The organism is Bacteroides sp. 214, assembly GCF_010501015.1.
Taxonomy (GTDB): domain Bacteria; phylum Bacteroidota; class Bacteroidia; order Bacteroidales; family Bacteroidaceae; genus Bacteroides.
In genome coordinates this window covers 1-19,470 of the sequence record NZ_QVML01000021.1, presented here as the reverse complement: position 1 = coordinate 19,470, position 19,470 = coordinate 1, and the positions used below count along the sequence as shown (strand labels likewise).

General features: G+C 41.7%; 14 protein-coding genes. 4 read left to right on the top strand and 10 right to left on the bottom strand.

Translation table 11 applies throughout. The features are described 5' to 3' along the window. The first annotated feature begins 23 nt into the window (after positions 1-23). From D0T50_RS12590 to D0T50_RS12580, 3 genes are all read left to right on the top strand, one after another. On the top strand, positions 24-3,752 hold the full coding sequence (locus D0T50_RS12590; protein ID WP_163223887.1) for a T9SS type A sorting domain-containing protein: 3,729 nt from the start codon (positions 24-26) through the stop codon (positions 3,750-3,752). Between the two features lie 724 nt (positions 3,753-4,476). Next, on the top strand, positions 4,477-8,853 hold the full coding sequence (locus D0T50_RS12585) for a two-component regulator propeller domain-containing protein (RefSeq protein WP_163223886.1): 4,377 nt from the start codon (positions 4,477-4,479) through the stop codon (positions 8,851-8,853). A gap of 57 nt (positions 8,854-8,910) precedes the next feature. Further along, entirely contained in the window at positions 8,911-10,077 is a 1,167-nt protein-coding gene (locus D0T50_RS12580; protein WP_163223885.1) for a serine hydrolase, read from the top strand. Between the two features lie 7 nt (positions 10,078-10,084). Here D0T50_RS12580 and D0T50_RS12575 read toward each other — a convergent pair whose 3' ends face one another. The 5 genes from D0T50_RS12575 to D0T50_RS12555 all read right to left on the bottom strand — a co-directional run bounded on the left by D0T50_RS12575 (position 10,085) and on the right by D0T50_RS12555 (position 13,646). After that, a complete protein-coding gene (locus D0T50_RS12575) occupies positions 10,085-10,582 on the bottom strand; it encodes a DUF4252 domain-containing protein (RefSeq protein ID WP_163223884.1) in 498 nt (165 codons plus the stop codon). 6 nt (positions 10,583-10,588) lie between these two features. Continuing rightward, on the bottom strand, positions 10,589-11,083 hold the full coding sequence (locus D0T50_RS12570) for a DUF4252 domain-containing protein (RefSeq protein WP_163223883.1): 495 nt from the start codon (positions 11,081-11,083) through the stop codon (positions 10,589-10,591). Positions 11,084-11,096: 13 nt separating this feature from the next. Then, positions 11,097-11,606 carry a hypothetical protein gene (locus D0T50_RS12565; protein WP_163223882.1) on the bottom strand — a complete coding sequence of 170 codons (510 nt, stop codon included), beginning with the start codon at positions 11,604-11,606 and terminating at the stop codon, positions 11,097-11,099. Positions 11,607-11,620: 14 nt separating this feature from the next. Then, positions 11,621-12,121 carry an RNA polymerase sigma factor gene (locus tag D0T50_RS12560; RefSeq protein ID WP_163223881.1) on the bottom strand — a complete coding sequence of 167 codons (501 nt, stop codon included), beginning with the start codon at positions 12,119-12,121 and terminating at the stop codon, positions 11,621-11,623. 193 nt (positions 12,122-12,314) lie between these two features. After that, a complete protein-coding gene (locus D0T50_RS12555; protein ID WP_163223880.1) occupies positions 12,315-13,646 on the bottom strand; it encodes a tetratricopeptide repeat protein in 1,332 nt (443 codons plus the stop codon). A 186-nt stretch (positions 13,647-13,832) separates the two neighbouring features. Between D0T50_RS12555 and D0T50_RS12550 the strand changes: the two genes are divergently transcribed. Beyond that, complete coding sequence (locus D0T50_RS12550) at positions 13,833-14,246, top strand: PaaI family thioesterase (RefSeq protein ID WP_163223879.1); 414 nt, start codon at positions 13,833-13,835, stop codon at positions 14,244-14,246. Between the two features lie 60 nt (positions 14,247-14,306). On the opposite strand, the gene D0T50_RS12545 is transcribed toward D0T50_RS12550, so the two are convergent. From D0T50_RS12545 to mce, 5 genes are all read right to left on the bottom strand, one after another. Beyond that, positions 14,307-15,467, bottom strand: a complete 1,161-nt coding sequence (locus D0T50_RS12545) for a sodium ion-translocating decarboxylase subunit beta (protein WP_163223878.1) — start codon at positions 15,465-15,467, stop codon at positions 14,307-14,309. Between the two features lie 2 nt (positions 15,468-15,469). Then, positions 15,470-15,889 (bottom strand): biotin/lipoyl-containing protein, encoded by a 420-nt coding sequence (locus D0T50_RS12540; RefSeq protein WP_163223877.1) that lies wholly within the window; start codon positions 15,887-15,889, stop codon positions 15,470-15,472. A 75-nt stretch (positions 15,890-15,964) separates the two neighbouring features. Further along, complete coding sequence (locus D0T50_RS12535; protein WP_163223876.1) at positions 15,965-16,879, bottom strand: OadG family transporter subunit; 915 nt, start codon at positions 16,877-16,879, stop codon at positions 15,965-15,967. A 12-nt stretch (positions 16,880-16,891) separates the two neighbouring features. Next, positions 16,892-18,445: an acyl-CoA carboxylase subunit beta gene (locus D0T50_RS12530; protein WP_163223875.1), complete on the bottom strand. Its 1,554-nt coding sequence runs from the start codon at positions 18,443-18,445 to the stop codon at positions 16,892-16,894. Positions 18,446-18,481: 36 nt separating this feature from the next. Continuing rightward, positions 18,482-18,886 carry a methylmalonyl-CoA epimerase gene (mce, locus tag D0T50_RS12525; RefSeq protein WP_163223874.1) on the bottom strand — a complete coding sequence of 135 codons (405 nt, stop codon included), beginning with the start codon at positions 18,884-18,886 and terminating at the stop codon, positions 18,482-18,484. Positions 18,887-19,470 lie beyond the last annotated feature (584 nt).

Sequence of the window (19,470 nt, the reverse complement as noted above, 5' to 3'; positions counted from 1 at the left end):
AAAACTTTTAAACGATACCCATAATGAAACACATCTTCTCCAGTCGAAAGCTTACGAGTATGCTCGTGTGTGCTTTCCTTTTCTTGTCGCAATTAGTAACCGCGCAATCTTACACTTACCAAACCGAAAGCTTTGAGGAAAGTGTATGGAGTACGGCTTCAAGTTCTTCCAATGCCATTGCTGCCTCAACGGGTACATGGACAGTAGCCAAAAACAATATTCAAACAAATGCTTATGCTTCGGGTGGTACATACAGTCTTATTTGTGCTACTAAAACCAATGCCTTGACTTCTCCAATTCTGGAGAACGGAGCAGGGGTACTTACTTATTATGCTAATAGACCAACGGGTGGTGGGCGAACCATTACTGTACATACCTCTACCGATAAGGTAAACTGGAGCGCAGCCATAGAAACTTACAGTGTAACCTCCGAATGGACTTTACGCAGAGTAGAAATAAACGACCCTGCAGTACGTTACATTACTTTTAGCACAAACTCCAATGGCGGCGTTTATCTGGACGATATTCTAATAACCAGTGCAGGATCGGCAGGAGTCACAGCTACAATTGGTAACGCAAGTGATATTTCGCAAACTGCGGCAACTGTAAGCGGAAGCATCGCAAATGCGGGTAGTGACGAGATTATAGAGCGTGGATTTTGTTACAGCACTACCGAAAAGCCGGATGTTACAGATTCTAAAGTAGTGGTGGATGGTGCTGTTGGCGATTTTAGCGCCACTCTATCGGGCTTAACTCCCGGCGCTACCTATTACGTAAAAGCTTATGCTACCACAAGCAAAGGTAGTGCTTATAGCGAAGAGTTGGCTTTTAGCACTCGTTCGGGCGATGCCCCCGTGCAGTATTGGTTACACGACTTCAATAATTCAGCTATCTTCCCATCATCAAATCCGGAAACAGAAGTCTCTTTTGATGTGCCGGGACAAGGTACTTGGCTCTACAAAGGAGCTTATAGAACTACCAATGCCGCGTATATACAAGACGGTTCGGCAAGCAATCTTCGCTTGGTGAAAAACGGTTCGTATGTAGTAACTCCTTTGTTGGAAGATGGTGTAAGCTATTTATCGTTCTATGAAGGACGTGGTGATCGTAAGCTTACCATATATACCTCTACCGATGGAGGAGGCACTTGGAATACATTAACCACTGTTACTACAGTGAAAGTAGTTTCGAATGTGGTGACTGTGAATAGTGGCACAATAAATCGAATAAAAATAGCAAACGAGAGTGGGAGTGATGCTGATATCGACAACCTTAGCGTTGCTGTCTTCCCGATGGGCGATGTGCCTGTTGTTACTACAGGTGCGGCAACTGCTGTAGCCAAAACCACAGCCACCGTAGGTGGTGAGGTGGTGTCCGAAGGAACAAAAAGTGTAGTGGAAAGAGGCTTGTGTTGGGGCACCAATACTTCTCCGCTTATTGCCGATAACAAAGTAGTTGCCGAAGGTACCACAGGAGGTTTCTCGCTTGGGCTTACAGGTTTACCTGCCGGAAGAAAAATCTATGTACGCGCATATGCAACCAGTCGTTCGGGTACAGGATATGGCAATGAGGTTTCGTTCACAACAGATCCTGCAACAATCCCCGTTTTAACTACTGTAGCAGCATCAGCCATTACTGCCGAAACAGCTATTGCTGGTGGTGAGGTAACAGACGCAGGTGGTGCGCAGATACTCAGCAAGGGTATTTGTTGGAGTACACAAGCCGAACCAACTAACAATAACCATAAAACGGTTGAGGAAGCAGTGACAAGCAGTTTCACGAGTTTGCTTTCCGGATTAACTCCCAATACAGTTTACTATTATCGTGCTTATGCGCAAAACGAAGCAGGTGTTGGTTATGGAAATACGCTAACATTTACAACAGGCAGTGTGGAACTTCCTGCTGTTACTACTTCGGCAATTACTGGCGCAACTTCTTACAAGATAAAAGGGGGAGGAGTAGTAACAAGTACTGGTAATGCTCCTGTGGTATGTGGACTTTGTTGGAACACCACCGGAAATCCCACTGTTGAAGATGCCAAAACCACAGCTACACTAACCGATGGACTGTTTACCGACTCCATAGGTAATCTTCAAAGCAATACCACCTATTATGTACGTGCTTACGTAACCAACAGTGCAGGTACAGCTTATGGCAATGTAGCAACAATAACCACTGCCGCAGCCACCGTTTTGTATATTTCTCCACAAGGTAATGATGCTACGGCAGATGGCAGTATCGAGAAGCCATTCTTTGATTTGCAAAAGGCGGTAGACCTTGTTGCCGCTGGAGATACCATTTATATGCTGGGCGGAACATATAAGTATGCTCTAAGAATAAACATCCGTACTGTTGGCGAAGCCGACGGTGGAACAATTTATCTGGGAACTCGCAATGGCGAACGCGCCTTGCTCGACTTTTCTTCTATGGTTCTCGACCCTAACAATCAAGGCATTCGCCTTACAGGTAGTTATTGGTATATGTATGGACTGGATATAAAAGGAGCTGGCGACAATGGATTGTTGATAGAGCGTAACAAACCTTCGGGCGGCACTTATCAGGATATCAAGAACAATACACAAGAAGGACACCACAATGTAATAGAGTTTTGCAGTTTCTACGATAATAAAGATACCGGCTTGCAAATGAAAAACATGGCGGAGTATAATCGGGTTATCAACTGCGACTCTTATCATAACCGCGATGCCGAAGATGGTAATGCCGATGGATTTGCTCCGAAACTATCAGTGGGAACAGGCAATTACTTCTATGGTTGTCGCGCTTGGAACAATTCCGACGATGGTTGGGATGGCATCCTCTATGATGCAAAAGAAGGTTTCGACGATGATATGACTACCATCTACGAAAACTGCTGGGCTTTCAACAACGGTTTCCTTGCCGACGGAAGCGAAAGTAAAGGTAATGGCAATGGATTTAAGCTGGGCGGAAGTGGTAATAACGACCGTAGACACAATGCGATTATGATTCGTTGTCTTGCTTTCGATAACCTGATGAAAGGCTTCGACCAGAACCATAACACAGGCGATATGTACTTGCTCAACTGTACCGGGTTCTCGAACAAATACTTAGCCAACAAGAATCACTTTACCTACAAAATAGATGAAGATATCCTTGCTCCGGGTAAGCAACTGACACTTACCAACTGTGTAGCGGTGTGGGATGGTGTGCCCGAAGCAAGTAAATCAACCACTACTCCTTTGCGATTAATGGAAGGTGTGCGCACCACTTGCGACTTCCTTACCTCGGCAAGCGACTACGTTAACACCGACACAACAGGTGTGCGTGGACCACGACAGGCCGATGGTAGCTTACCCAACCTGAATTTCATGAAACCGCGTGCGGGAAACATGAAGCTAATTGACGCAGGTACAATCGTGGAAGGGCTTACTTTCCTTGGCGAAAAACCCGATTTGGGTTGCTTCGAAGTAGATGAGCAGACTGGTATTGAGGAAGTGCCGATGGTAGAAGAAAAAATAACCATACGTCCACTGTTGGTTTATCCTCGTCCGGCAACCGACCACTTCTACGTGCGCTTGCTAAATGGAGCCGAAGCAGGTGCGACCTACAAATTAGCGATTCTTGACCTGATGGGTAAAGAAGTTCACTCCGAAAGCTTTGTGACAGATGAAGTACGCGTTGATGCATCGTCATATCCAGCGGGTATGTACATCGTTAGGGTAACAAACCTAAGTTCCGGCAAAGGTTTTGGAGATAAAGTGATGATTAAATAAATAGATTGTTGGAAAGCGTATTTTATTGATCTGCCAGCATGAAGGTAGAAGTATATAAACTATCAAATTGACAAATTGATAACTCGTCGTGGTTGCGAAAATAGAGCCTACGCTCCGCGCTGGTTCAAAAAAACGCAGCCACGGCGATTTGGTAAATTCAAAAAGTCAACGGTATTGCTAAAAATGAGGTGGTTTTATTTAATAACGACTCTTTGTTTGATAAAATGTTTTGAAAACTTCTTGATTGAAATCAAAACGATTGTTTGTGGGTGAAGGTGAAAGGGAAGAGAAAGCTTGCGTTTTGTCTTCCTTTTTCCCAAAAAGTGGGAGATTGAACAAAAATCACAGAGAAAAGAGTAGCAAAACAGTGACAAACGAGGTGTAAAACACTGGTTTATCACTCCTAATGCACTGAATAATGATGATTCATCCATAAGCAGATGGGCAAAGATCCATAGGCAGATGGGTAGTGAGCCATAAGCAGATGGGTAATGAGCCATAGGCAGATGAAATTGAAGCTGGAATTTCGTTGACTTTAGGGCTGTTTCTTGCCCTTCATTAAAATACTAATCTGCCTCACAAGCCTTCTGGCAGGGATTCTTTAGGGTAAGAAGAACAGAGGTAGAAGCCCTGAAGCTGACAAATTGTTTATAATATCTCAATTCAAGTGACATTATCTGTCAAAAACACTATATTTGTATATTAACGTGTCATAGCTACGTTTATGAAAAACATAAAACTCATCCTTATCCTTTCCTTTGCGTTCTTTGTAACCCACACGGTAGCGCAACCCACTTGTTACTTCGAGCATTACTCTACCGAAGACGGATTGCCACAATTTATAGTTACCGACATCTTGCAAGATCACAAAGGCTTTATGTGGTTTGCTACGTGGGACGGTTTTTCTAAGTTCGATGGCAATACATTTCGTAACTTCAAAGTACGTGCGGGCGATTTGTATCAAATGGAGAGTAACCGCATTCGTCACATCTCGGAAGATAGACGGGGCAATATGTGGCTTCATACCTATGGTAATGAGGCACACTGTTTCAGTCCGTACACAGAGACATTTGTAGAGATAGAAGAGTTACAAAATCTCTACCCTACATTCAAACTGTCGAATATCAAGATGTTCGCTTCGGGCAATATATGGTTAGTGTCAAATGAAAACGGATGCGTCTGCGTAAACGATTCTACTTTTACTGTGGAGGTGTACAACAAAGATAATGGCAGACTGAAAAGCAACCATGTGCAGAGCGTGTTTGAAGACAAGAACCAACAGGTATGGATACTTACCAACAACGGGCTAAGCCTTCTTCGTAAGGATGAAACAATACCAACTTCTTACTTCTTCGAGAATACTACAGGTAATGGTATTCAGAGTTTTTTTGCAGCCACAGAGCTGTCCGACAAAATACTCTTCGCTTCCAACAAAGGGCGGATATGGGAGTATGACAAAGCTTTGGAGAAGTTTAATCTGCTGCAAGTTCCTACCGATGCCAACCTAACGGCGTTTCTACAACTTACCGCTGATGAAATACTCATAACCACCGAAACCGATGGCTTTTTTGTCTGCAGGCTCTCCGATAACTCTTTCGACCACTATAATACCACCACTGTTGCTAAGCTGAAAGATAACAAAATACGTATGCTACTGCTCGATAACAAGCAACGTTTCTGGTTCGAAACAGAAGAGATAGGTATCTATCAGTTCGATAGAGAAACAAAAAAGATAAGCTACTACGTGGTAGATATAAACGACCCCTCTATCAAAGCCATACCACCCGCTTCGGATATAGTTCAAGATATTCATGGACAGCTTTGGATACATCCGCGTGGTGGTGGGTTTTCGTTCTACGACGAGGAAACCGATAAACTTGTACCGTTTCATAACAATGTGGCATCCTCCGAGTGGCGTTTCTCTAATATCTTGCACTCGCTCTATTCGGATAAGCAGGGCAATCTTTGGTTCTGTACGCGCACACACGGCTTGGAAAAGGCTACCTTCAACAACAATAGATTCAAAACCATCATCCCCAATCCAAAAGACAATACACCCATAGCCAACGAAGTAAGAGCGGTATTGCAAGACTGTCACCGCCGTTTGTGGGTAGCCACCAAAGACCAGCGGCTGGCTATTTACGACGACCACTACCACTTGCTCGGCTATTTCTCTCAAAACGGTACTATTGGTCAGAAACAACCTTTTGAAGGTATTGTATATACGTTATTTCAAGACGATGAGAATAATATATGGTTGGGTACCCGAACGGATGGACTTTTCAAATTAACCCCTACCCATAACCCTAACCACTATGTTGTAGAGCATTTTAAGAAAGATGCCGGTAACATTTACAGCATTAGCGAGGATGTTGTTTACAGTATCTTTCAAGACTCAAACCAAAACATCTGGATAGGAACGTATGGCGGCGGATTGAATTTGGTAAGAACAGCGGCAGATGGTAAAACGTATTTTATCAATCATAAAAATAATTTGAAAAACTACCCGATAGATGCCGGGGCACGTGTGCGCTACATATCCGAAAACAAATTCGGCAATATCTGTATCGGTACCACTATGGGGCTTATTATGTTTCAAAGCCGCTTCGATACTCCCGATAATATAGAATATAAACACTATACACGTACTCCGGGTAATTCGGAAAGTTTAGGTAATAACGATATTCATGGAATCTGCAACACTGCAAATGGTGAAATGTTTCTGGCAACCTTTGGAGGCGGTATAAACAAGGTTGTGCACTATGATGCCGAGGGATTTCCCGTTGCGTTTCAATCTTATACAGTACACGAAGGATTCCCCTCGGATGTTTGTCTGGCTATTGCAGAAGATAGAAGCGGAAAACTGTGGGTTAGTATGGAGAATAACCTTTCAAAGTTTGACCCTGTAAAAGAAGAGATTGAAACCTTTGCCGAGATTAAAAAGCTGATGTCCAAAAATAGCTTCTCAGAGGCATCTACCTGTAGCCTTGAAAATGGTGATTTGGTGTTCGGATTTTCTGGTGGGTTACTCTATTTCTCTCCCGAAGAAATAAAGAGCACTAATTTTGCCCCTTACATAGCTTTGTCGGATTTTAGGTTACACAATCAATCGGTTACGATAGGAGAGAAGAATTCGCCTCTTCAAAAGAATATTGATGATGTAGCCGGGTTGACACTTGCCCACAATCAAAACTCGTTTAGCATTGAATATGCCGCGCTCGACTTTATTCATACCAATAATATTCTTTATGCCTATATGCTCGAGGGTTTTGATAGCGACTGGGTTTATGCACAAAAAGCGCGCATAGCCAACTACACCAATATTCCGAAAGGCAACTATACATTCAGGGTGAAATCAACAAACAGCGAAGGGGTGTGGGTGTCCAACGAACGAAGACTTTCTGTAGAAGTTCTTCCTCCTTTTTGGGCAACAACGTGGGCTTTTGTACTCTATGTGTTGCTGTTTTTTGCGGCTATTTATGGTGTTGTGCGCATTCTCTTTACCTTTTACCGCTTGCGGAAAAAGATGGAAATAGAGAAATACCTTTCGGAGATGAAGCTACGTTTCTTTACCGACATATCTCATGAGATACGCACCCCTCTTACCATGATATCTGCTCCTGTAGATTATCTGTTGGCAGAAAAGGATGTGTCCGAAAAGGTAAAAGAACAGTTGAGCTCCATCTCGCAAAACACCAATCGTATGCTGAGGCTGGTCAATCAGGTGCTTGACCTACGCAAGATACAACAATCCAAACTACAAGTGAAAGAGATATGTGTTGGATCACACATCAAAACTATCTGCAATAATTTCAACGAGATAGCACAAAGACATCGTATGAACTTTGCTGTAAGCGATTTTTCAGAATCGCAAAAGATATGGATAGCACCCGAATCGCTCGAGATAATAATGATGAATATCCTCTCTAATGCATTTAAATACACTCCCAACGGTAAAAGTATTAACGTAACCATACGTAATGAGGAGAAACAACTGCTTGTAGAAGTTAAAGATGAAGGATGCGGCATATCAAAAGAAAAACAGAAACGAATATTTACCCGCTTTACATCATTCAATGAAGATCCGACCAAACCAAGTACAGGCATTGGTCTTTCTATCGTAAACGATTTGATGAACAAGCATGGTGGCAAGGTACAACTTGAAAGCGAAGTAAATTCGGGTACTACCTTTACTTTGATATTCCTTAAAGGAACAGCTCATTTTGGAAAAGAGGTAGAACTTATTGCCGCTACATCTGCCGATTGGATGGGCGAACAACCCGAAGTCGTTGCCGCCTCTGATGCGGACACAGCCGCACCACACAAGTCGTTAGAGAAAGAACATTCTATCCTTGTCATTGAGGATAATACCGAATTGCGACGGTTTATTAAAACTATCCTTGAGCAAGATTATACTGTTTTTGAAGCCGAGGATGGATTGGATGGGTTGGAAAAGGCGGAAGCCGAAGCTCCCGATTTTATAGTGAGTGATATAATGATGCCCAATATGGATGGTATAGAACTTCTGAAACGGTTGAAGAACAACATCAACACCAGTCATATCCCGGTGATATTACTTACGGCTAAAACCGCTATAGAAAGTAAATTGGAAGGACTGATATCGGGTGCTGATGATTATATTACAAAACCTTTCAGTGTGCAGTATTTTCGTGCTCGGATTAATAACCTGCTCGAACAACGCAAACGTCTGCAAGAAGCCTATCGTGCCCGTATAGATGCTGCACCTGATGCCGCGGTGACACAATTTGCGGTCTCGTCTCAAGACGAAGCATTTATAAAGAAAACGATAGATACCATTGAAGCCCATTTGGACGAAAGCGAATTTACCATAGACCACCTGAGTGTGGAACTTAATATGAGTCGTTCGGTATTCTCCAATAAAATAAAGAGCTTGACGGGGCTCCCTCCTTTCGATTTTATTCGCGATATAAAGATGCGAAAGGCTGCGCAACTACTACTCTCGGGCAAGTATATGGTAAAAGAGGTTTCGTCGATGATTGGAATATCGGATACGAAACACTTTGGAAAGATATTTAAAGCAAAGTATGGGGTAAGTCCACAGGAATACAAAGGAAAATAAATTAAAATTCATATTTTTGTAAAGTTCATAATCAATCTCACCTAAAATAATATTTGTATGAAAAAAACAGTTATCAAGAAGTCCGGCTTTTTTATAAGCTTAGCACTTATGTGTAGTGTGTTGTTCTCTTGTGCTCCTTCACAAAAGAAACAAGCAGACAAGTTGATGCAAGAGGCAATAACAAATCTCAATGCTGTGGGGCTTTCGGTTGCGGTAGTTAAAGACAATCAAATTGTTTATACCGGTGCATTTGGTTACAAGAGCTTGGTAGATAGTATTTTGCTCTCTTCCGACGATATCTTTAGAATTGCCTCTATTTCGAAGACCTTTACAGGAACGGCTATTATGCAGCTCAACGAGGCGGGCAAGTTTAATCTCGATGACGATGTGTCCGATGCTTTCGGCATACTTGTTCGCAACCCCCATTATCCTGATGTGTCCATTACGTATCGGATGCTGCTTTCGCACACGTCGAGTCTTAGCGATAAAATGGGCTATTTCACGTTTGATGTAATTGACCCCGTTGCTTCTCCCGAAGATTACAAGAAAGTTTATAACGAAACAATTCCAGGCTCTGTATATGAGTATTGTAACTTGGGTTATAATATGCTTGGTGCTTTGGTTGAGATTCACTCCGGCGAACGTTTCGACAAGTATATCAAAGCGCATATTCTCGATCCCCTCGGTGTTAATGCCGGCTTCAATGTCGATGAATTGGACGCCAAGCAGTTTGTGTCGCTTTATAATTATGAACAAGGAAGCTTCATCTACTCACCCGATGCGTACAGTAGTCGTTCCGAAGCGCTTGCCGATTATACTATGGGGCGTACTACCACTGTCTTTTCTCCCACTGGCGGCATGAAGATTGCACCCAAAGATCTTGCCAAACACATGCTTATTCAGATAAACAAGGGCTCATTCAATGGTGTGACCATCTTGAATGAACCCAGTGTAACTACTATGCAAACACCCTATATGTATGGTGAAAAAGTTTTTGACTATGGACTCTCTATACAGACTACCGACCGACTAATTCCGGGCGAAGTGATGAAAGGACATACCGGATCCGCCTATGGATTATATAGCGCGATGTTCTTTGAACCGGAGAAAAAGTTTGGATTTGTGATGATGACAAACGGTTGTCCGCCAAAACGGGGAGAAAACAAATTCTTGTCAATACAATCGGATGTAATAAACGCACTGTACGAGGTGTTTATAAAATAACGCTGCACTAACCTTTGATGGGAAATCCGTTCTTGCTTGCTATCATATCTCTGATAACAGAGAGCGGATATTTCCCGGTAACGTGTATAGCTACTTGATCTGATTCATCTTTAACCAAGATGAGTAGCTCATGGATTGTATCACCTTTTTCGCGGATGTATACCTCCACATTTTCTCCATCGCCTGTTTCGGTAATCTCTATAAGTTGTTCCAAGTTACTCCTTTTAATAAATTTATAGATGTCTTCCTCCATATCTTTGTTCGTAGAGTCTTCGGAGATTAAAATGCGTATACCAGAGCTTTTCTTCAGGAATTGTTTTCCTTCCTCGTCATCCTCTCCTCCAAACAAAGAGAGTAACATGAGTCCTAATTTATTTACCCGCACAGAGGTAACATTTTCTTCTTTTTTATACTTCTTGTAGATGTCTTCAAATTTTTGTGCACTTGCCGTTGATGTAAAAAGGCAAACGAGTGCAAAACCTATTATACAGATGATATTCTTCATGGTGTTCTATTCTTTAATGTGGTTAAGATTGTCTAACTGCTCAATATTCAATGTTTTGGATAGCGATGCAATTTCTTTGAGGTCTATTTTCCCGATGATTTCAATGAGGGTAAAGTCGCTGGTATCTGTTGTAAGGATAACCAACGAGCTGATGTGTTTTCCTTCTTCTTTTATGTAAATCTTCACGTTGTCTTCACTATCTTCTACGGTTATCAATTCTTCGAGTCCTGACGCATTCAACCGTTTCAGCGCTTCTTTGTAGAGTTTATCGCAGTTCTTCTCTGTCGATAGAAGTTTCAACCCTGTGAGGTTTTTAATGATATTTACCTCTTCGGTGTCGTCGCTTATGGAGGCTACCAACTGGAACATCTTTGGAGAGATGCTTACCACCGAGAATCCTGCTTCTTTTCCGAAGTCTTTCTGGAAGTCATTTACAAACTCCTGCGAGGAGGCTACTCCCCATAGCATCATGGCTACTACTATTAATCCAATCTTTTTCATATTTGTTGTTTTTTTAATCGTTTTGTTTGAAAATTTGTAGAACGCTATCTGTTTTCTTCATCTTTTCCGATAGTAGGTCTGTTCCTTTTTCCATTTGCCCACTCACACCATAAAGTATTTTTTGGATTTCTACCAATGCTTCTTCGGGTGTGTTGTAGGTATCAACACTTGTCAGTAAGTTGTCCGGACGATTGTACAAATGAATGGAAAAGGTTAATCCAATTATCAGTAAGATGGAAGCTGCTACGCGCAAGTAGGGCACAAACATGTTGAATCTTCTCGGTGTTTCTTTCTCCTCTTGTATGAGAGAAAGCACACGTGCATCAAATTCGTCGGTAAGTGCGGGTGTCGCTTCTTCCAACTGAAGTTCAAAGAGTTCTTTGTACACAGCAAGGTGTTTGGGTACGTCTCCGGTATGGAAGAACGCGCGCAGTTCTTCTTCTTCTTCGAGGCTTGTTTCGCACACCCAGTACCTGTTTAAAAGCTCCTCTATTCTGCAGATATATGTATCTTTATTTTTCATCTTTTTTCTCCTTATTATATTACATGCTGAAACCATTCTTTTATTTTCTTTCGCCCTCGGAAGAGGTGAGTCTTCACTTGCGATTCTGTAAGCTGAAGTGTTTCGGAGATTTCTTTATAATTCATTCCCTCCAAGTCTCGCAACTCCATCGACGCTTTTTCTTTTTCGGGTAACTTTCCAATAAACTTCCGTAGCAATTCTCTCTCTTCCACCTTCTCCAGTATTTGTAGCGGGGAGGATTCATGCGTTGCGTAAGGCAGCTCTATTTCTACATTCTCTGTTTGATTATCTTTCAGTGCCAGCCTACTAAAGGATAAGTTCCGCGTCATCATGCAGCAATAAGCTTCTTTGCTTTGAATCGTATTCCACTGTTCTTTCATTTGCCACATTTTCAGCATCACATCCTGAACAATATCCTCCGCTTCTTCCCGGTTGCACGTAATGCGTAGTGCTATACGAAACAGCTTGTCGCGTAAGGGGAGAATTGTATGCTTAAATTCTTTTAGCTCGTGCATTACGTTGTTTTTATTTGTTGTTTATAAGTTAGACGGGTGGGCGAGAAAAAAGTTGCAAAAAGTTTTATAATTATTTCTGAACTCCATAATAATTGAAAGCGAACCTCACTCTTCTCTAAAACAATGTTCTTTTTAGAAAAGAATGAGGTTCGCTTTCCTGATTACTAAATTCCTCAATAGAGTTGGTCCCTTTTTATTCAATAACTGTACTGGGTGTTTGTGTTTCTGCGTCTGTTCCCTTCTGCCAGAACTTCTCTTTTTTTATTCTTTCCAGCCTTCTTGCAGCAGCTTTGTAGGCGGTATTTTCTTCGGCAAGGAGTACACTTCCCGATAACTTGGCGTCCTCTTCGTGCTTTTTTACGTATAAGTTCATGTAGCGGGTGATGTATTTTTCGGCATTGTCGAGATCCTTTAGCCCATCTTGATAGGCTGCCCCTATGCGATAATAGTTATATATTTTATCGGGTTCCAGTTCTAACTGAGTAGTAAGCGAAGCTATGAATTTTGTCCAGTCAGGCAGTTTTGAATAACATTCTGCCATTGCAGCATGTAGTTTCCCTACTGTTTCGTTAGATGGAATAGTCTGTTTAAATGCTTCCTGCAGGTGTCGAAGTCCCTCTTTAGCACGGAAGGTGTTGGCACAAGCCCTTCCTTGATAATAGAGTACATTGGCGCTTTCGGGAGTTTGTTTCAGACATTTTTCAAAGTAATCATAAGCATCATAGAAGCAGTCGTCGGCAAAATAGCTAATACCTAAGTAGAAGTTGGTCATATTACTTTCGTCTCCTTGCGCAACCAGTGATTCATAACGGTTAATAGCTGTTTTGTATTCTTTGTTCAGACAATAGGCTTGTGCGTTTTGGCGGTTTACGTAGATGTTTGTAGTATCATTTATTCGGTAATCTTCTGTTAATTCAATCGCTTCATTGTACATGTCTGTTGAGATGTATATGCGGGATAAACGTGCTACCGAACCATAATCTTCGGGACTTTTTGCTATAACTTTTTGGTAGTACACAGTTGCGGAGTCGAGTTTATTCATTCCGTCGTAACAATTTGCCATAAGACGCAGGGCAACGGTGGTAGTGTCTCTTGCCAATAGTTCGGTGCAGGCTTTATGTGCTAGTTTATAGCGCTCAATGGAAAGTAATAATGAAATTTTCTGCAGTTGGGCATATTCATTTTCGGGATTAAGTGTTAGTGTATTTTCGTAGCATTCTAAAGCTTCGACCAATCTTCCTGCGACTTTGCAATACTCAGCTAGATCAAATAGATAGGTGATGTTATCGGGTTGTTTCTTCACAACTTGCCGCATGGCTGTAACAGCTTCGTCGTAACGAAGCAATCCGCGTAAAGCTTTGGCTTTAAGTAGTAAGAGTTGCTCTGTGGGTTGCTCTTTTTCAATAAGCATGATGGCTTTCTCGAATTCGTAGTTAGCCATGCTGTCTTGGATAGGCTGAATGGCATTTTGTGCGCTGAGTTTTGCACACAGTAGAATACAAAATAATGCGATTGCTTGTTTCATTTGGTCTCTTTGTTTTATGTACTATTTATCTAAATAGGTTAGCAATATAGCAACATAAAACAATATCTACGAATAATGCGTAGTTGAATTAAGAATGATTAACGCCTTGCTCTTCCTTGCTTGGGATAAGCTACTTCAAAGAATTTTGTCTACTTTTGCCGGCAAACCATAATAAAGCAAAGAACAATGACTCCTGAAGTAAGAGAAAACCTAATAGACCGTGTGTCGCGTAATCCGTATGTAAAGCATTTGCAGATAGAATTTACTAAAGTAGAAGAGGGTTTGGTAGAGGCTCGTATGCCATTATTTGAAGAACAACGACAATATAGTGGTGTTATTCATGGAGGTGTACTTGCTGCACTTGCCGATACAGTGGCGGGTTTTGTAACCTATACTATGACTCCCGAAGACAAAGATGTATTAACTGCCGAACTGAAAACATCTTTTCTGCGTGCTACGTGGGGAAAAGAGTTGATAGCCAAAGGATATATGGTTAAGCCCGGTAGAAATGTACACTTCAGTGAATGCGAAATTTACTGTGAAGGAAAGTTGGTTTGTAAGGCTTCGGGTACATTTAGCGTGGTTCGCAAACAGGTATAATATAATAAAGGAGCAGTTCTGTGCAGAACTGCTCCTTTATTATATTATAGACATAACTGCTTACATCAAGAACCCAAGCAGGATACCGGCGGCAACAGCCGAACCGATTACACCAGCTACATTTGGCCCCATGGCGTGCATCAATAAATAATTTGTTGGGTCATATTCCAAACCAATTACTTGAGAGATACGTGCAGAGTCGGGTACTGCAGAAACACCAGCATTACCAATAAGCGGATTGATTTTATTGTCTTTACCCAAGAACAGGTTAAAGAACTTCACAAACAATACGCCTGATGAGGTTGCGATAATGAAAGACAATGCTCCTAACATGAAAATCAGGATAGAGTCTAACTTCAAGAACTCAGAGGCTTGTGTAGAAGCACCTACTGTTAGTCCTAACAATATCGTAATGGTATCAATCAGCGGTCCGCTTGCTGTATTTGCCAAACGACGGGTTACACCACTTTCTTTCAACAAGTTACCAAAGAATAACATACCCAACAACGGAAGACCGGAAGGTACAAGGAAGCAAGTAAGCAACATACCAATAATTGGGAACATAACCTTTTCTGTATGCGATACCACACGGGGAGGTTTCATACGGATAACTCTTTCTTTACTTGTGGTAAACAAACGCATGATAGGAGGTTGGATTACCGGTACCAATGCCATGTATGAGTAGGCAGATACTGCAATCGCACCCATTAGATTAGGAGCAAGTTTGGACGACAGGAAGATAGCCGTAGGACCATCTGCACCACCAATGATACCAATCGCACCGGCTTGGTTAGGCTCGAAACCTAATGCCAATGCAATGATATATGCACCAAAGATACCAAACTGGGCAGAAGCACCAATCAACATCAACTTAGGGTTAGAAATCAGTGCAGAGAAGTCTGTCATAGCCCCAATCCCCAAGAAGATTAATGGTGGATACCATCCGGAGGTAACCCCGCTATACAAAATATTAAATACCGAACCTTCTTCGTAAATACCAATCTTAAGACCTGCTTCCAAGTCGAAAGGAATATTCCCAACAAGCATACCAAAGCCGATAGGAATAAGAAGCATCGGTTCAAAATCTTTAGCAATTGCTAAGTATATAAAAAACAAACCAACCAATATCATGACAAAGTGTCCGCCGGTAGCATTGGCAAAACCGGTGAATTGCCAGAAATCAGCAAGGTTATTTCCTAAAAACGATAAGAAATCTCCCATAACTATTCAATAATTACAAGATCAGTACCTTCGAGTACAGAATCTCCGGTTTTTACCTTAATGGACGCAATCTTACCATCTCTGTCAGCATTGATGTTGTTTTCCATCTTCATTGCTTCAAGGATAATAACAGTTTGTCCTTTCTTAACTTCATCTCCTTCTTTTACTTTAATGTCAAGAATAACACCTGGAAGCGGAGACTTTACACCAGCTTTGGAGGCTGCGGCTTTAGGAGCTGCAACTGTGGCTGTTTTTGGAGCAGCTGCCGGACGATTTACTGGTTTTGGCGCAGCAGGTGGAGGGGTTTCCATTTCAACTTTGTAAAGCGTACCGTTCACTTCTACTTGTGCCAAGTTGCCTTCTACATCCTTAATAACAACGTTGTAAGGATTGCCATTGATTTTATATTTATATTCTTTCATAATATAATGTCATTTTTTTATTGTTTGAATACTTTCTCTATCCTCTCTCTTCTGGAGAGAGTTAGGGAGAGGCTCTTATCTTTTTGGCGTTTCGCGCAATGTATAAATCTTAGAACTCCATGGCGAGTATGTACGCTTCACTTTATTGATGGTAATAATCATATCTTCATAATCGTGAGCGTCATTCAGGAATTCGTGCATTGCCATACTGATTGCGGCAAATTCTTCACCCGAACGTTGACCAAGCCCTTTCTCTTTGGCTTCGGTTTTGTCGGTAATGCCATGTGCTTTCATCGCATTGCGTTTACCCATTCTAACCGCTGTATTTCCAACAAACTTGAATATAACATAAAGCAAAATCAAGCCACTGAACACAACAAGCATCGCTGTTATTGCCATGCCAATACCAATAGAATCGTGTTTCTTGAAGTTATCTATCTTTTTATTACTATCAAGAGTCATGTTGTTGGTACTTGGAGTTACATAGTCGGTAAGACCACCGGTCTTAGTTTCCCATGTGCCATGTCCGTCTTTGATACGTGCGTACGATTGGTCGGCCAACAACCCTGCCGGAACTTCAACTTTATCAATCAGCGTTTTGCCGTTTGAATCATATAAAGCGATATAGTTCTTCTTGGTAGGATCCAGTGTGAAATTTACATGGAACGTACCGCGAGAAGGTTGTCCATCTGCCCAGAAAATAACGTGCTGACGTGGTTTGATTAGTGTCAGAACATCGCTCTTTGGTATCGGATACATAGTTGGGTTGTTCTCGTCGTTGGTCAGGAAGCAACCTTTTATGTCAACAGAAGCATACGAGGTGTTATAGATTTCAATCCACGCACTGTGCACTCCATAGTCGTCTTGAAAGTTTGTTTCGTTAACTATCAACACTTCGTTGATACGAAGGCTTGTAGCGCTTTGTGCCTGCATATTCAGACAAAAAGCTGCCATTAACACAACTAATATCCCAAATCTTTTTTTATTCATACTTCTTTGAATTTATAATGGAATATTACCGTGTTTCTTAGACGGGTTCAACAATTTCTTGGTTTGCAATTGTTGTAATGCGCGTATAACACGGAAACGTGTGTTTCTTGGTTCAATTACATCGTCGATGTAACCGTACTTAGCGGCATTGTATGGGTTAGCAAACAACTTGGTATATTCTGCTTCCTTTTCGGCCATGAAAGCAGCAGGGTCTGCGGCTTCTGCAGCTCCTTTGGCATACAATACTTCTACGGCACCCGCACCACCCATTACAGCGATTTCGGAAGTTGGCCATGCGTAGTTCATATCGCCACGAAGTTGCTTACAGCTCATTACGATGTGCGAACCACCGTACGACTTACGTAGTGTAACTGTTACTTTTGGAACAGTAGCTTCGCCGTATGCGTAAAGTAATTTAGCACCATGAAGAATAACACCATTATATTCTTGTCCTGTTCCCGGAAGGAATCCCGGAACATCTACCAACGTTACCAACGGAATATTAAACGCGTCGCAGAAACGTACGAAACGAGCACCCTTACGAGAAGCGTTGCTATCGAGTACACCTGCCAAGAATTTGGGCTGATTAGCCACAACACCTACCGATTGTCCGTTGAAACGGGCAAAACCGATGATGATATTCTTTGCGTAATCTTGTTGTACTTCGAGGAATTCGCCATTATCTACAATAGCACCAATAACTTCATACATGTCGTATGGCTTATTAGGACTATCGGGTACGATGTCATTCAAAGAATCTTCGATACGGTCGATTGGGTCAGTACAAGTTACCAACGGAGCTTCTTCCAAGTTGTTTTGTGGCAAGAAGCTGAGTAGTCTGCGAATTGTATTTAATCCTTCTTCTTCTGAGGCAGCAGTGAAGTGTGTAACTCCCGATTTGCTGGCGTGTACAGATGCACCACCCAATTCTTCTTGGGTAACATCTTCACCGGTAACAGTTTTTACCACCTTAGGACCAGTAAGGAACATATATGACGTACCTTCGGTCATCAACGTGAAGTCGGTCAATGCTGGTGAATAAACAGCTCCACCTGCACAAGGACCAAAGATTCCTGATATTTGAGGAATAACACCCGATGCCATGATGTTGCGTTGGAATATTTCTGCGTATCCGGCCAATGCGTTGATACCTTCTTGGATACGTGCACCACCCGAGTCATTGATACCGATACATGGAGCACCCATCTTCATGGCCATGTCCATTACTTTGCATATTTTTAAAGACATTGTTTCGGACAAAGAACCGCCGAATACTGTAAAGTCTTGTGCAAAAACATACACTAATCTTCCGTCGATAGTACCGTAGCCTGTTACAACACCGTCTCCGAGGAAATGTTTTTTCTCTTGTCCGAAGTTGGTACATCTGTGTTCTACAAACATATCCATTTCTTCGAAGCTACCTTCGTCTAATAACATGGCAATACGCTCGCGAGCGGTGTATTTGCCTTTTGCATGTTGTTTCTCAATAGCTTTTTCGCCACCACCTAAACGAGCCTTTGTACGTAAGTCAATAAGCTCTCTTACTTTTTCAAGTTGGTTACTCATATTGTTTTTATAAGAATTAATAAATTGTGTGTTTATTTACGCCTCGCACAGTTCGGTCAATACACCTTCTGTGGATTTTGGATGAAGGAACGCGATGCTTAAACCTTCGGCGCCTTTGCGTGGAGCTTTGTCGATGAGGCGTATGCCTTTTTCTTCGCATTCGGCAAGTGCATTGGCTACACCATCTTCTATTGCGTATGCAATGTGATGTACGCCCTGTCCTTTAGTCTCGATGAATTTGGCGATAGTGCTTTCGGGGCTGGTCGCTTCGAGTAATTCGATCTTTGTTTGGCCAACTTTCAAGAAAGCGGTTTTTACTTTTTGGTCTTCAACAACCTCAATGTTGTAGCATTTAAGTCCTAAAACGTTTTCATAGTATGGAAGAGCTTCTTCAATACTCTTTACGGCAATTCCTAAATGCTCAATGTGTGAAATCTTCATAATGATTTATTTTAGTTCGAAAAAATGTTTTACTATCTGAAAAACAGCACAAAGATAGAAAAGAAAAAACCAAATAAAGAAATCTTTCCGTAATTAAGTTCTAGCTTTTTTGCGCTATTTAAGGATTGCTTGATAATGCCATACTAATTGAATTTCTTTCAAGCGACAGTCATTAAATCATTAGTTCTGATTTTTGCCACATTAGTTATCCGAAAGTGTGTTGTTGGTAGGTTGGAGTATCAAAATGATACTTGGATACACTCCAAATGCAGTTTTACGGAATAGGTCTTCACATTCACAAAACGCTGTAACTTGTTAGCTGATAGAAATTTACGTGTGAAGACCCTCTCTTTTATCCTTCACAGGGTATTCACAAACTACTTCGAGACAACTTTTTAAGTATCCTTCCTCATGGCTGAAGCACTATCTTGTTGCCTTTTTGCCACTGAAATGTTGCGCTTATACCACTGTATTGTTGTTGCTTTATGTCTTATACGGGATTTGGTTGTCACCTTTTTGCTGCATAATATTTTCTTATTTATGCATAAAACCGTACAACATCGCTACAGTGAAACTTTTAAGTT

Coding starts and splice junctions, on each gene's coding strand:
- D0T50_RS12590 (WP_163223887.1), top strand. CDS start 24: ATGAAACACATCTTCTCCAGTCGAAAGCTTACGAGTATGCTCGTGTGT.
- D0T50_RS12585 (WP_163223886.1), top strand. CDS start 4,477: ATGAAAAACATAAAACTCATCCTTATCCTTTCCTTTGCGTTCTTTGTA.
- D0T50_RS12580 (WP_163223885.1), top strand. CDS start 8,911: ATGAAAAAAACAGTTATCAAGAAGTCCGGCTTTTTTATAAGCTTAGCA.
- D0T50_RS12575 (WP_163223884.1), bottom strand. CDS start 10,582: ATGAAGAATATCATCTGTATAATAGGTTTTGCACTCGTTTGCCTTTTT.
- D0T50_RS12570 (WP_163223883.1), bottom strand. CDS start 11,083: ATGAAAAAGATTGGATTAATAGTAGTAGCCATGATGCTATGGGGAGTA.
- D0T50_RS12565 (WP_163223882.1), bottom strand. CDS start 11,606: ATGAAAAATAAAGATACATATATCTGCAGAATAGAGGAGCTTTTAAAC.
- D0T50_RS12560 (WP_163223881.1), bottom strand. CDS start 12,121: ATGCACGAGCTAAAAGAATTTAAGCATACAATTCTCCCCTTACGCGAC.
- D0T50_RS12555 (WP_163223880.1), bottom strand. CDS start 13,646: ATGAAACAAGCAATCGCATTATTTTGTATTCTACTGTGTGCAAAACTC.
- D0T50_RS12550 (WP_163223879.1), top strand. CDS start 13,833: ATGACTCCTGAAGTAAGAGAAAACCTAATAGACCGTGTGTCGCGTAAT.
- D0T50_RS12545 (WP_163223878.1), bottom strand. CDS start 15,467: ATGGGAGATTTCTTATCGTTTTTAGGAAATAACCTTGCTGATTTCTGG.
- D0T50_RS12540 (WP_163223877.1), bottom strand. CDS start 15,889: ATGAAAGAATATAAATATAAAATCAATGGCAATCCTTACAACGTTGTT.
- D0T50_RS12535 (WP_163223876.1), bottom strand. CDS start 16,879: ATGAATAAAAAAAGATTTGGGATATTAGTTGTGTTAATGGCAGCTTTT.
- D0T50_RS12530 (WP_163223875.1), bottom strand. CDS start 18,445: ATGAGTAACCAACTTGAAAAAGTAAGAGAGCTTATTGACTTACGTACA.
- mce (WP_163223874.1), bottom strand. CDS start 18,886: ATGAAGATTTCACACATTGAGCATTTAGGAATTGCCGTAAAGAGTATT.